Source organism: Citrobacter sp. TBCS-15 (assembly GCF_005280815.1).
In the GTDB taxonomy this organism is placed as follows: Bacteria; Pseudomonadota; Gammaproteobacteria; order Enterobacterales; family Enterobacteriaceae; genus Citrobacter; species Citrobacter werkmanii.
Window position 1 is genome coordinate 371896 of the sequence record NZ_SZWK01000313.1, and the last position, 13616, is coordinate 385511.

The 13616-nt window shown below is 53.8% G+C and carries 9 protein-coding genes; 1 reads left to right on the forward strand and 8 read right to left on the reverse strand.

Annotated elements, in window-relative coordinates:
• Positions 1–57: 57 nt before the first annotated feature.
• Complete coding sequence (gene nrdA, locus FDW96_RS24670) at positions 58–2343, reverse strand: class 1a ribonucleoside-diphosphate reductase subunit alpha (RefSeq protein ID WP_137350039.1); 2286 nt, start codon at positions 2341–2343, stop codon at positions 58–60.
• A 420-nt stretch (positions 2344–2763) separates the two neighbouring features.
• Entirely contained in the window at positions 2764–3492 is a 729-nt protein-coding gene (ubiG, locus tag FDW96_RS24675) for a bifunctional 2-polyprenyl-6-hydroxyphenol methylase/3-demethylubiquinol 3-O-methyltransferase UbiG (RefSeq protein WP_038642230.1), read from the reverse strand.
• Between the two features lie 158 nt (positions 3493–3650).
• On the opposite strand from ubiG, the gene gyrA reads away from it, so the two are divergent.
• Positions 3651–6287, forward strand: a complete 2637-nt coding sequence (gene gyrA, locus FDW96_RS24680; RefSeq protein ID WP_079223335.1) for a DNA topoisomerase (ATP-hydrolyzing) subunit A — start codon at positions 3651–3653, stop codon at positions 6285–6287.
• 42 nt (positions 6288–6329) lie between these two features.
• Here gyrA and FDW96_RS24685 read toward each other — a convergent pair whose 3' ends face one another.
• The 6 genes from FDW96_RS24685 to atoS all read right to left on the reverse strand — a co-directional run bounded on the left by FDW96_RS24685 (position 6330) and on the right by atoS (position 13595).
• The gene (locus tag FDW96_RS24685) at positions 6330–7514 is read right to left on the reverse strand and encodes an acetyl-CoA C-acetyltransferase (RefSeq protein WP_042307156.1); all 1185 of its coding nucleotides are present in this window, start codon (positions 7512–7514) and stop codon (positions 6330–6332) included.
• A 30-nt stretch (positions 7515–7544) separates the two neighbouring features.
• Entirely contained in the window at positions 7545–8867 is a 1323-nt protein-coding gene (locus FDW96_RS24690) for a TIGR00366 family protein (RefSeq protein ID WP_137366480.1), read from the reverse strand.
• Positions 8864–9514 (reverse strand): 3-oxoacid CoA-transferase subunit B, encoded by a 651-nt coding sequence (locus tag FDW96_RS24695; protein WP_038642222.1) that lies wholly within the window; start codon positions 9512–9514, stop codon positions 8864–8866. Before FDW96_RS24695 ends, FDW96_RS24690 begins: the two co-directional genes overlap by 4 nt.
• Positions 9515–9516: 2 nt before the next feature.
• The gene (gene atoD, locus FDW96_RS24700; protein WP_038642220.1) at positions 9517–10176 is read right to left on the reverse strand and encodes an acetate CoA-transferase subunit alpha; all 660 of its coding nucleotides are present in this window, start codon (positions 10174–10176) and stop codon (positions 9517–9519) included.
• 198 nt (positions 10177–10374) lie between these two features.
• On the reverse strand, positions 10375–11760 hold the full coding sequence (gene atoC, locus FDW96_RS24705; RefSeq protein WP_137366481.1) for an acetoacetate metabolism transcriptional regulator AtoC: 1386 nt from the start codon (positions 11758–11760) through the stop codon (positions 10375–10377).
• On the reverse strand, positions 11757–13595 hold the full coding sequence (gene atoS / locus FDW96_RS24710) for a two-component system sensor histidine kinase AtoS (protein ID WP_137366482.1): 1839 nt from the start codon (positions 13593–13595) through the stop codon (positions 11757–11759). The genes atoC and atoS overlap by 4 nt, the downstream gene beginning before the upstream one ends.
• Positions 13596–13616: the final 21 nt, after the last annotated feature.

A 13616-nucleotide genomic window follows, 5' to 3' on the forward strand; every position in this document is an offset into this window, starting at 1 on the left:
GCCTACAAACCGTGCAATCGTAGGCCGGGTAAGCGTAGCGCTACCCGGCAACATTCATCAGATCTTACATGCGCCGCTTTCGCAGCCATCGTCCTGAATGGACGGTACCAGATCGTCCTGAGTATCTTCCGCACCATCGCGGGTGTTCTGATAATACAGCGTTTTGACGCCAAATTTGTAGGCGGTGAGCAGGTCTTTCAGCAACTGCTGCATCGGCACTTTTCCTGATGGGAAACGCGTCGGATCATAGTTGGTGTTGGCAGAAATCGACTGGTCGATAAACTTCTGCATGATACCTACCAGTTGCAGATAGCCGTCGTTGTTCGGCATTTCCCACAGCAGTTCGTAGGCGTCGTGCAGGTGTTCGTAGTCCGGCACGACCTGACGCAGAATCCCATCTTTAGACGCTTTGATGCTCACGTAGCCGCGCGGTGGTTCAATACCGTTAGTCGCGTTAGAGATCTGCGAAGAGGTTTCCGATGGCATCAGCGCAGACAGCGTGGAGTTACGCAGGCCGTGAGTTTTGATGGACTCACGCAACGCTTCCCAGTCCAGGTGCAGCGGCTCGTCAGAGATAGCATCAAGGTCTTTCTTATAGGTATCGATCGGCAAGATACCCTGGGAGTAAGTTGTTTCGTTAAACCACGGGCACGCGCCTTGCTCTTTTGCCAGCTCGTTAGAAGCTTTCAGCAGGTAATACTGAATGGCTTCGAAGGTTTTGTGGGTCAGGTTATTGGCGCTACCGTCAGAATAACGCTTACCGTTTTTCGCCAGCCAGTAGGCGTAGTTGATGACGCCAATACCCAGCGTACGACGGCCCATCGCGCCGCGTTTGGCGGCCGGGATTGGATAATCCTGATAATCCAGCAACGCATCCAGCGCGCGCACCGCCAGTACGGCCAGTTCTTCCAGCTCGTCCAGACTCTTAATCGCACCGAGGTTGAAAGCGGACAGCGTACACAGCGCGATTTCGCCGTTTTCGTCGTTAACGTCGGTCAGCGGTTTGGTCGGCAGGGCGATTTCCAGACACAGGTTGGACTGGCGCACCGGAGCGACTACCGGATCGAACGGGCTGTGGGTGTTGCAGTGGTCCACGTTCTGGATATAGATACGGCCTGTAGAGGCACGTTCCTGCATCATCAGGGAGAACAGTTCGACCGCTTTCACGCGCTGTTTACGGATGCTGTCGTCGTTTTCATATTGGGTGTACAGACGTTCGAACTCGTCCTGATCGGCGAAGAACGCGTCGTACAGCCCCGGCACGTCGGACGGGCTGAACAGGGTAATGTCGCCGCCTTTCAGCAGACGGGTGTACATCAGCTTGTTGATTTGTACGCCGTAGTCCATATGACGCACGCGGTTGCCTTCAACGCCACGGTTGTTTTTCAACACCAGCAGGCTTTCGACTTCCAGATGCCACATTGGGTAGAACAGGGTGGCCGCACCGCCGCGCACGCCGCCTTGCGAGCAGGATTTCACCGCGGTCTGGAAGTGCTTGTAAAACGGAATACATCCAGTGTGGAACGCTTCACCGCCGCGAATCGGGCTGCCCAGCGCACGGATGCGGCCGGCGTTGATACCGATACCGGCGCGCTGAGAAACGTATTTCACGATAGCGCTGGAGGTGGCGTTGATGGAATCCAGACTGTCGCCGCACTCGATCAGTACGCAGGAGCTGAACTGACGGGTTGGGGTACGCACGCCGGACATAATTGGCGTCGGCAGAGAAATTTTGAATGTTGAAACGGCATCGTAGAAACGTTTTACATATTGCAGACGCGTTTCACGTGGATAGTTAGAGAACAGGCAGGCCGCTACCAGAATGTAGAGGAACTGCGCGCTTTCATAAATCTCACCGGTGACACGGTTTTGCACCAGATATTTACCTTCTAACTGCTTCACCGCAGCGTAGGAGAAGGTCATATCACGGTCGTGTACGATGAACGAGTCCATCTGCTTGAACTCTTCTTCCGTGTAGTCTTCCAGCAGATGATTGTCGTATTTGCCCATTTCAACCATTTTCACGACATGGTCGTAAAGTGCAGGCGGTTCAAACTCGCCGTAGGCTTTTTTGCGCAGGTGGAAAATAGCCAGGCGGGCAGCCAGGTACTGATAATCCGGCGCCTCGCGGGAGATCAGGTCGGCGGCTGCTTTGATGATCGTCTCATGGATATCGGAAGTTTTGATACCGTCATAAAACTGAATATGAGAGCGCAGCTCGACCTGAGAAATCGATACGTTATTCAGTCCTTCTGCCGCCCAATCCAGAACTCGGTGGATTTTGTCGAGATTGATGCGCTCTGTACTACCATCACGCTTTGTCACCAGCAGACTCTGATTCATGTGGTTTTTTACCTGTCCGTGAAAGAAAAAATATCCCCCATATTATCCACAGAGTCATGTTGTGACTAAGTCTGTGGATAAATACTATATGTAGGGGTTGTTTGATAAAATAGACGCTATATGGTGAGTATTCTAGTAGGGATTCTTTTCAGCACAAGAGTTGATTTTGACGTTAAATTGAGGTTGCAAAAGGGTAAGAATCGCTAAGTGCGCGTCTTATAAGGCCTGGCGGGGATGTCAATAATTGAGAAAAAAAATAGAAAATTTGATCGAGTGCTGATTTCTTCATCTAAGGCGAAGAAAGTTCTTATGATCTGGCACAGGATTTGTAGGCCCGATAAGCGAAGCGCCATCAGGCCCTGTTCCTGTCAGCATACCGGATGGCGGCGTTAGACGCCTTATCCGGCCTACAGAAAGTGGTTAATCAACACTGGCGGTGGTATGGACCATATAGTTCACATCAACGCCCGGACCGAGTTTAAAGCTGTTGGTGATTGGGTTGTAATGCAAGCCGGTCATATGACGCTCTTTCAGCACGGTCTGATCTACCCACTGTAATAACTCTGCAGGCTTAATAAATTTTTTCACATCATGCGTGCCTTTCGGCACCATGCGCAAAATATATTCCGCTCCGACCACGGCCATCAGCCAGGATTTGCCGTTGCGGTTAAGCGTGGAGAAAAACACTTCGCCGCCCGGTTTAACCAGCCTGGCGCAGGCGCTGACCACCGACTGCGGGTCCGGCACGTGCTCCAGCATTTCCATGCAGGTCACCACGTCATACTGGTGCGCATGTTTTTCCGCGTGCTCTTCGACGGTTTCCTGGACGTACTCGACCTGGATACCGCTCTCCAGCGCATGCAGTTTTGCTACCTGTAACGGTTCAAAGCCCATATCCAGGCCCGTGACGGTTGCGCCTTCGCGCGCCATACTTTCTGCCAGAATGCCGCCGCCGCAGCCTACGTCGAGTACCTTTTTACCAAACAGGCCGCCTGAGCGCTCCGTGATGTAGCCCAGACGCAGCGGGTTAATGCGGTGCAGTGGCTTAAATTCACCCTCAAGGTCCCACCAGCGTGACGCGACTGCTTCAAACTTGGCAATTTCTTCATGGTCAACGTTGTGGCTTACCGGGGGTTTTTCGGCATTCATTGGGGCTTCTACTCCTAAATTTGCGATGCAAATGAGTATATCAGCCTGACGGGATGAATAAAGCCTCTGTCAGGGGGAATCCATTTACCTGAATCTGTGCGAATGTGTTATAATTTGCGACCTTTGAATCCGGGATACAGTAGAGGGATAGCGGTTAGATGAGCGACCTTGCGAGAGAAATTACACCGGTCAACATTGAGGAAGAGCTGAAGAGCTCATATCTGGATTATGCGATGTCGGTCATTGTTGGCCGTGCGCTGCCAGACGTCCGAGATGGCCTGAAACCGGTTCACCGTCGCGTACTTTACGCCATGAACGTATTGGGCAACGACTGGAATAAAGCCTATAAAAAATCTGCCCGTGTCGTTGGTGACGTAATCGGTAAATACCACCCTCATGGTGATACCGCCGTTTACGACACCATTGTTCGTATGGCGCAGCCATTCTCCTTGCGTTACATGCTGGTAGATGGTCAGGGTAACTTTGGTTCTGTCGATGGCGACTCCGCAGCGGCGATGCGTTATACGGAAATCCGTATGTCGAAAATCGCCCATGAGCTGATGGCTGACCTGGAAAAAGAAACGGTTGATTTCGTCGATAACTACGACGGCACCGAACAAATTCCTGACGTCATGCCGACCAAAATTCCTAACCTGCTGGTGAACGGTTCGTCCGGTATCGCGGTAGGTATGGCAACCAACATTCCGCCGCACAACCTGACGGAAGTGATCAACGGCTGTCTGGCATACATTGACGATGAAGACATCAGCATTGAAGGGCTGATGGAACATATTCCGGGTCCGGACTTCCCGACCGCCGCGATCATTAACGGTCGTCGTGGTATCGAAGAAGCCTACCGTACTGGTCGTGGCAAAGTGTACATTCGCGCCCGCGCGGAAGTCGAAGCTGACGCCAAAACCGGCCGTGAAACCATCATCGTCCATGAAATTCCGTATCAGGTGAACAAAGCGCGCCTGATCGAGAAAATCGCCGAGCTGGTAAAAGACAAACGTGTTGAAGGCATCAGCGCGCTGCGTGACGAGTCAGATAAAGACGGTATGCGCATCGTGATTGAAGTGAAACGCGATGCGGTCGGGGAAGTGGTTCTGAACAACCTTTACTCCCAGACCCAACTGCAGGTTTCTTTCGGTATCAACATGGTTGCGCTGCACCATGGTCAGCCGAAGATCATGAACCTGAAAGATATTATTGCCGCGTTTGTACGTCACCGTCGTGAAGTCGTAACGCGCCGTACTATCTTTGAACTGCGTAAAGCCCGCGACCGCGCGCATATCCTTGAAGCGCTGGCGATTGCGCTGGCGAACATTGACCCCATCATCGAACTGATCCGCCGCGCGCCGACCCCGGCAGAAGCGAAAGCTGCGTTGGTTGCGCGTTCGTGGGAACTGGGCAACGTGTCCGCCATGCTGGAACGTGCCGGTGATGACGCCGCGCGTCCTGAATGGCTGGAGCCGGAATTTGGTGTGCGTGACGGTCAGTACTACCTGACTGAACAGCAGGCCCAGGCGATTCTGGATCTGCGTTTGCAGAAACTGACTGGCCTTGAGCATGAAAAACTGCTCGACGAATACAAAGAGCTGCTGGAGCAGATCGCTGAACTGCTGCACATTCTGGGCAGCGCAGATCGTCTGATGGAAGTTATCCGTGAAGAGATGGAGCTGATTCGCGAGCAGTTCGGCGACGAACGTCGTACCGAAATCACCGCGAACAGTGCTGACATCAACATCGAAGATCTGATTAGCCAGGAAGATGTTGTCGTAACCTTGTCTCATCAGGGCTACGTGAAATATCAGCCGTTAACCGATTACGAAGCACAGCGTCGTGGCGGTAAAGGCAAATCAGCAGCACGTATTAAAGAAGAAGACTTTATTGACCGCCTGCTGGTGGCTAACACCCATGACACGATCCTCTGCTTCTCCAGCCGTGGTCGTTTGTACTGGATGAAGGTTTATCAGTTGCCGGAAGCCAGCCGTGGCGCGCGTGGACGTCCAATCGTCAACCTGCTGCCGTTGGAAGCGAACGAACGTATCACCGCTATTCTGCCGGTACGCGAGTACGAAGAAGGTGTGAACGTCTTCATGGCGACCGCCAGCGGTACGGTGAAGAAAACCGCGCTGACTGAGTTCAGCCGTCCGCGTTCCGCCGGTATCATTGCGGTTAACCTGAACGAAGGCGACGAACTGATTGGCGTTGACCTGACGTCCGGTAGTGACGAAGTTATGCTGTTCTCTGCCGCGGGTAAAGTGGTGCGCTTTAAAGAAGATGCCGTTCGTGCGATGGGGCGTACCGCGACCGGCGTACGCGGTATCAAACTGGCAGGCGAAGACAAAGTCGTTTCTCTGATTATTCCGCGCGGCGAAGGCGCTATCCTGACCGTAACGCAAAACGGCTACGGTAAGCGTACCGCGGCAGAAGAGTATCCGACCAAGTCTCGTGCGACTCAGGGCGTTATCTCCATCAAAGTGACCGAGCGCAACGGCTCTGTTGTTGGCGCGGTGCAGGTTGAAGATACCGACCAGATCATGATGATCACCGATGCAGGTACGCTGGTGCGTACTCGCGTGTCGGAAATCAGCGTAGTAGGGCGTAATACCCAGGGCGTGATCCTCATCCGTACTGCGGAAGATGAAAACGTCGTGGGTCTGCAACGCGTTGCTGAGCCGGTTGATGATGAAGAACTCGACTCCATCGACGGAAGTGCCGCTGAGGGCGACGATGATATCGCGCCTGAAGCAGAAACTGATGATGATGCAGCGGATGACGCTGACGAGTAATTGAGATGTTATGAAAAGGGCCGGAGAAATCCGGCCCTTTTTTTAATTCATGCGTTCCACAATCATTGCGATTCCCTGACCGCCGCCGATGCACAGCGTGGCAAGCCCAAGCGTTTGATCGCGTGCCTGTAGCGCATGCAGCAGCGTAACCAGAATTCGTGCGCCGCTGGCGCCAATAGGATGTCCCAGCGCAATAGCCCCGCCGTTGACGTTAACCTTTTGCGGATCGAACCCCAGCGTTTTGCCGACGGCAAGAAACTGCGCGGCAAATGCCTCGTTGGCTTCGATAAGATCGATATCGGACAGCTGCAGCCCGCTCAGCTGTAGCGCTTTTTGCGTGGCCGGAACCGGCCCCATCCCCATCATCGCCGGTGCCACGCCACCGCTGGCCCAGGCTTTGATCCGTGCCAGTGGTTTTAGCCCTGCCGCCAGCGCCGCAGACTCTTCCATTACCACTAATGCCGCCGCACCGTCGTTGATCCCCGAAGCGTTGCCTGCGGTGACGGTTCCTGTTTTATCAAAGGCCGGGCGTAAGGCGGCGAGCCCTTCCGCCGTTGAGTCAGCTTTGGGGAACTCGTCGCGCTCAAAGATGATGGTTTTTTTACGGGACGACACGCTGACGGGCACGATTTCAGCCTCGAATGCGCCGGACGCGATGGCAGCCACGGCTTTACGCTGCGACTGCAGTGCCAGTTCATCCTGCATTTCGCGGCTGATGCCGTACTCTTTGGCGACATTTTCTGCGGTGATCCCCATGTGGTACCCATGCTCGGCGCAGATCAGGCCGTCGCGCAGAATAACGTCTGACAATTGCCCATCACCAAGACGATATCCCCAGCGGGCCTTTGCGTCTAACAGGTAGGGGGCCTGGCTCATGTTTTCCATCCCTCCCGCCACGATCGCCTGAGCTTGTCCTGCCTTAATTGCGAGGGCGGCAAGCGCTACGCTTTTCAGGCCCGAGCCGCACACTTTGTTGACGGTAAAGCCGCAAACGGTGTCGGACAGGCCGCTTTTTAACAATGCCTGACGCGCCGGATTTTGTCCGAGTCCTGACTGCAACACGTTGCCCATAATCACCTCGTCCACGCGTTGAGGGTCAAGGTGAGCACGCTCAAGGGCGGCTCTAATGACGGTGGCTCCAAGCTCGACGGCACCCGTTGTTGCCAGTGCGCCGTTAAAACTGCCGATTGCGGTACGTGCCGCGCTGACGATGACACAGTTTTTCATTTTTCAGTTCCTTTTAATAAGTTGTTGCCGTCAGAACAGGGTCAATCCAATAACAAAAATGACGCCGGAGAAGAGCAGGGCGGTGATGCAGTACCCCATAATGTCGCGCACGCCCAGCCCGGCGATGGCCAGAGCCGGTAGCGCCCAGAATGGTTGTGCCATGTTCATCCACTGCTCCCCGTAGGCGATGGCCATCACTGATTTGCCAAGATCGGCACCCAGCGCCTGCGCCGCAGGCATGACGAACGGTCCCTGAATAACCCAATGGCCGCCGCCGGACGGCACGGCAAAGTTAATCAGCGCTGAACTGAAGAAGGTCATCAGCGGGAAGGTATCTTTGTTGGCGACGTTAATGAAAAACTCGGTAATAAGCCCGCCGAGACCGGAGTGCTCCATCATCAACTGAATACCGGCGTAGAAGGGGAATTGCACCAGAATCCCGGCGGTGCTACGTGTGGCAGCGCTGACGGCACGCATATAGGCCATCGGTGTTTTATGCAGCAGCAGACCGGCAATCATAAACATCAGGTTGACGGTATTGATGGTGATGTTGAAACCTTTCTCGGCAAAGTAGATGCCCAGATAGGCAATACCTAATGCACCGATGATCAGTGCCAGAATACGGCTTTCTTCCAGTTTTTCCGATGGCGGCGCGTCTGGCGGCAGCGTCTTCTGAAAATCAGCTTCTTCCAGTAATAGTTTCGGATCGATGCTCACCACATCTGCAGGTTTTGGCGTCATCATGCGCGTGATGAACGGCATTACCACAATCAGCGCCACGGTGATGAAGATATTGAAGCCGGTGAACAGGGTATCCGCGACAGGAATTAACCCCGCTACGTGCTCGACCGGGTTGCCAGGCGTTGCCGCCAACAAAGGCATTGAGCCGGAAAAACCACCGCCCCAGGTCAGGAAGCCGATGTAGGCGCAGGCAATCAGTAACGGATAATCGGAACCCGGTACCCGACGAGCGACTTCGCGGGCGAACATCGCCCCGACCACCAGACCGAATCCCCAGTTGATAACGCAGGCAACCGAACCAAAAAAAGTGACCAGCATTACGCCCTGGGCGGGGGTTTTGGCAGCGGATGCCGCCGTACGCAGCAGGCTTTTCACCGGCCCGGAACTGGCTAACGCATGGCCGGTCACGATGATTAGCGCCATCTGCATACCAAACGCCAGCAGGTTCCAGAAACCGTCACCCCAGAATTTCACCATGCTGATGGGCGTCTGTGGCGTTAACCATAGCGCGATGCCGAAGGTCAGCAATGTTAGCAACATGGCGAAAATCAGCGGGTCGGGCAGCCAGCGGCTGACCACCCGTGTCATAAAGCGAGCGATGCGGCCAATCATGCGTCACCTCGCAGAATGAGCAGATCGTCGGCAATAGCAAACTGCGCTTCGGTTTTTTCACGCAGCGTGGCGATATCACATCCTTCGACAATTTCAGTTAGCCACATTTTGCCGTCAATAAAGCGGAATACGGCAAGTTCAGTGACCAGCATGTGCACAGCATGCTGCGCGGTGAGCGGCATGGTGCATTGCCGCAGGATTTTTGCTGAGCCGTCTTTCGCGCAATGCTCCATGGCGATAATGACTTTCCGCGCACCGGTCACCAGATCCATTGCGCCACCCATACCAGGCACCATTTTTCCCGGAACCACCCAGTTGGCAAGGTTTGCCTGTTCATCGACCTGTAATCCACCCAGCACACAGGCATCAACGTGACCGCCGCGAATCAACGCGAACGACATGGCGCTATCAAACATCGCCGCGCCTGGCAAAATACCGCACGGTTGGCCGCCCGCGTTTACCAGGTCAGGATGCGCGGTGGTCACCGGGCCCAGTCCCAGAAAACCATTCTCAGATTGCAGCGTAATGTGAATATCTGCAGGCAAGTAGTTGGCTACCATGGTTGGCAGGCCAATACCTAAGTTGACGATATCGCCATCGCGAAGCTCTTGCGCCACCCGGCGCGCAATACGTTGTTTAGCATCCATGATTAGCTCTCCTGTGGAATGACGATATGGTCGATAACGGCGCCGGGGGTAACAATCTGGTCAGGCTGTAGTTCGCCTGTTTCAACCATTTCATCCGGTTCAACCAGCGTGATGTCAGCGGCGAGAGCAATCAGAGGGTTAAAGTTTCGGGCGCTGAGCTGGTAGGTGAGGTTGCCAAGCATGTCAGAGCGATGGGCGCGAATAAGCGCTAAATCGGCGCGCAATGGGCGTTCAAGCAGCCAGGTTTTGCCCTCGAGCGTGATGGTCTGCTTACCATCCTCCACGATGGTGCCAACGCCGGTAGGCGTCAGAAAACCACCAAGACCCGCGCCGCCGCAGCGAATTTGCTCGATCAGGGTACCTTGCGGAACCAACTGTACGTCCATCTCGCCGGCAATCATGCGACGACCGGTTTCCGGGTTGGTGCCAATGTGCGAGGCAATGACTTTGCTCACCCGCCCATTGACGATCAGTGGCCCGATACCGGTATCGACAAATGCAGTATCGTTAGCAATCAGCGTCAGATCTCTGACGCCGGATTCCAGCAGGGCTTCAACCAGGCGAGGCGGTGTGCCAACCCCCATAAAACCACCGACCATGATGGTCATGCCGTCACGAAAGAAGCCTGCAGCGTCTTGTAAGGTAATCAGTTTTGTTTTCATTATGTTTCCCTTTTGCATACTCCATTTTGGGTACGCTCAGGGAAGTGCAAGCAGAATGCCAGGATGCTTTAAAAGACGCATTAATCTTTAGTTGTTTGAATTTATTAATGTATTTATATATTTCTAACGGGGAGGGAAAGCGAGGGGCTATGCAGAATTTTGCGCAGTGTGCAAAATTCTGCATAGCAAATTTGCGTATCAGGAACCCGAAGGGTCGATGCCGTACTCTTGTAATTTATACATCAGGGCGCGTCGGCTAATCCCCAGCATCAACGCCGTGCGGGTGCGGTTGCCGTCCTGACTGTCGAGGACTTCTAGGATAATGCGTTTTTCCTCACGCTTAATCTCTTCTTTCAGATTGCGCTCCCCGGAGTGAGTCGGTTTTGTCTCTGTCGTGGCGCTCACCGGGTTGCGGAAAGCGTCGGGGAGATCGTCGGCAAAAATTATCGCGCCAGTATTCATAATGACGGCACGTTCGATGACGTTTGACAGTTCACGAATGTTACCTGGCCAGGGCCAGGCGGTGAGCATCGACATTGCCGTCGGGTCGATCTCGATGATATCGCGCTGATTTTCAGTGCTGAATTTTTGTAAAAAGTGGTTGGCGAGTAAGGCAATGTCTTCACGACGCTCGCGTAAGGGAGGCAAAGTCAAATGGATAACGTTGAGCCGGTAAAACAGGTCTTCGCGAAACGTTCCTTCCTTCACCATGGTTTGCAGGCAGCGGTTGGTGGCGGCGACGATACGAATATCAACGCGAATGGTCTGGTGCCCGCCGATGCGTTCAAACTCTCTCTCCTGCAAAATACGCAGCAGTTTGGCTTGTAACACCAGCGGCATCTCACCAATTTCATCAAGCAACAACGTTCCCTGATGAGCGCGCTCGAACAACCCTTGACGCAACGTCTGCGCCCCGGTGAAAGCGCCTTTTTCATGACCAAATAGCTCGCTTTCCAGCAGCGACTCCGGCAGAGCCGCGCAGTTAACTTTGATAAATGGGCCATTGGCGCGTTTGCTGTTGTAGTGAATGGCGCGGGCGATCAGCTCTTTTCCTGTGCCGCTTTCACCGCTTATCAGGACATTTGCCTGTGAGAGGGCGATTTTCGCCGTGTCTTTACAGATATCCATCATACGCGGACTGTTGGTCAGAATATGCCCCCACTGCCAGCTGGTACTCAACGCTTTGTGTAGATTGCGGATTTCCTGTTTCATCTCCTGCAGTTGCAATGCGCGTTGAATCACCATGCTTAGCTCGTCGAGATCAAAGGGCTTAATCACGTAATCAAATGCTCCGCTACGTAGCGCTTCTACTGCGGTTTCGACTTCGGCGTAAGCGGTCATCAGAATGACGGGGATGCGTGGTTGTTGCGCGCGCATCACTTTCAGCGCGTCGATGCCGTCCATCTCCGGCATGCGAATATCCATCAGCACGACGTCTGGCTGCATTTCGCTAAACAGGTTCAGCGCGGCTTTCCCGTCGCTGGCGCAATGCGTTTCATGCCCTTGCAGGGAAAATGCGGTGGCAAGCATACGGCGAACATTTTCTTCATCATCAACGATGAGAATACGGTATGTCGTTTTCATTCTGACGGATTTCCCTGCGGGTTAAGAGGTAAAATCAGAGTGAATATCGCCCCACAGCCAGGTTGGCTGGTCACGTGGATATCCCCCTGATGCGCATTGATGATGCGCTGGCTCAGCGCCAGTCCAAGACCAGTGCCTGATGCTTTTGTCGTAAAAAAGGGATCGAATATTTTCTTCTGGATGGCGAGATCGATACCATTGCCATTATCTTCAATCATCACGGCCTGTTGTGAGGCCGAGTATTGCCAGGTGCGAATGCGAATTTCGCCTCGCGCAGCGATCGCCTGTACTGCATTGATTAAAATGTTGAGGATCACCTGCTTGAGGAGTTCGCGATCGGCGACGATCGGCGGCAGGCTGGGATCTAATTCCGTGGTAAAACCAATCCGTGCCTGAAGGCCGGCGGTTTGCACCAGGATTAGCGTCTCTTCAATCAACGCATTGAGCTGAATCTGCTGCCACTGGCTTTGTCGCGGGCGTGAAAAATCTAACAGTTGTTGAATAACTTTATTGATGGAATCAATTTCGTTAAGCACAACAGATAAATACTCCTGATGTTCCGGCAGGGAGGTTTGCTGGCGGATGATCTGGACGTAGCCACGGATTGCGGTCAGCGGGTTTCTCACTTCATGCGCGACCCCGGCCATCAGTTCACCCAGAGTGGCGAGCCTTTCGGTTTGCGCCAACCGACGCTGGGTCTCTTTCCGGGCGGTTAAATCGGAGAAAATAACCAGCGCGCCAATCAGCTCACCGTGTGCATTATGGATCCGACTGGTGGTAACACTTATCTCAATGGTGCGTTCACGTCCCGGAAAGCTAATCTCCTGAGCCACGTGCTCAGTACCGTGCTCAAGAGTATCCAGTACCGGGCTATGAAACTGCGTGTTGGCAAACAGCGTAGCATAGGATTGTCCGACCAGTTCATGCAGCGTGTAGCCAGTTATCTGCTCTGCCGCCGGGTTCATGGTGGTGACGTCACCTTGTCTGTCGATGGCGATCACACCATCTGCGGCATTTTCAATAATCAGATCGTTGAGGGTTTTGGTTTCCCGTAGCGTTTGCGCCAGTGCATTAACACTACGGCTGATTTGTCCCAGCTCGCCGGGGAGTTCAGGCAGTCGGGCGGGCGTTTTTTGTGCCAGCGTTGAAAGCCCATCAGTGATAATGTCGATATTCGCACTGAGTCGGCGTGAAAAATGCACGATCAGCAGCAGACTAAAGATGAGCCCGGTAACCAGCACGGCAATTATCCTGACGTCCATTCTCCAGGCCTGCTGGCGGATATCTTGGGTTAGCTCATTGGCCCAGATATACCCAATAACCTCTCCCTGGCGCTCTATTGGGATCATAGAGTTGAGTATGTCGCCGCGCACCTGTCGCCCAGAATAGACCACTGGCGCATTGCTACTCATCACTTCGCGTCCCGGATGATCGTCGGTGATAGTGATACCTACATTACTCTGATACAGCGCAGAGGGCGCGTAGGTGATAATGGCATCCAGCGCTTTGTGGTAATACCCTGCGCCAACGCCGGGAAACGCCCGGGTAATTCGCTCGGTAACGGGGGCTAACTCATGATTAAGCGCCCGAATGCGCTCTTCGCGCGGCAGGTTGTCGTAGTTGTTAAAGCTGTCGCCCAGCGCATCGTTTAGCAGGGCTATGACTGATGACAGTTTTTTCTCTTTTTCAGATAAGACTGCTGAACGGCCTTCAGTTTCTACGATATAACCTATGGATATCGTCGGAATGATGACCATCAGAATGGCCATCATGATCATTTGGTTGCGTAATCGTCGCGGATATAACCGACGAGCCAGCCATCTCAGGTCGCGCATTCTGACATCCATGCAGTGTTT

Excerpts from the sequence above, each read along its gene's own strand:
- ubiG (WP_038642230.1), bottom strand. The coding sequence starts at position 3,492 with ATGAATGCCGAAAAACCCCCGGTAAGCCACAACGTTGACCATGAAGAA.
- FDW96_RS24690 (WP_137366480.1), bottom strand. The coding sequence starts at position 8,867 with ATGATTGGCCGCATCGCTCGCTTTATGACACGGGTGGTCAGCCGCTGG.
- FDW96_RS24685 (WP_042307156.1), bottom strand. The coding sequence starts at position 7,514 with ATGAAAAACTGTGTCATCGTCAGCGCGGCACGTACCGCAATCGGCAGT.
- nrdA (WP_137350039.1), bottom strand. The coding sequence starts at position 2,343 with ATGAATCAGAGTCTGCTGGTGACAAAGCGTGATGGTAGTACAGAGCGC.
- gyrA (WP_079223335.1), top strand. The coding sequence starts at position 3,651 with ATGAGCGACCTTGCGAGAGAAATTACACCGGTCAACATTGAGGAAGAG.
- atoD (WP_038642220.1), bottom strand. The coding sequence starts at position 10,176 with ATGAAAACAAAACTGATTACCTTACAAGACGCTGCAGGCTTCTTTCGT.
- FDW96_RS24695 (WP_038642222.1), bottom strand. The coding sequence starts at position 9,514 with ATGGATGCTAAACAACGTATTGCGCGCCGGGTGGCGCAAGAGCTTCGC.
- atoS (WP_137366482.1), bottom strand. The coding sequence starts at position 13,595 with ATGCGCGACCTGAGATGGCTGGCTCGTCGGTTATATCCGCGACGATTA.
- atoC (WP_137366481.1), bottom strand. The coding sequence starts at position 11,760 with ATGAAAACGACATACCGTATTCTCATCGTTGATGATGAAGAAAATGTT.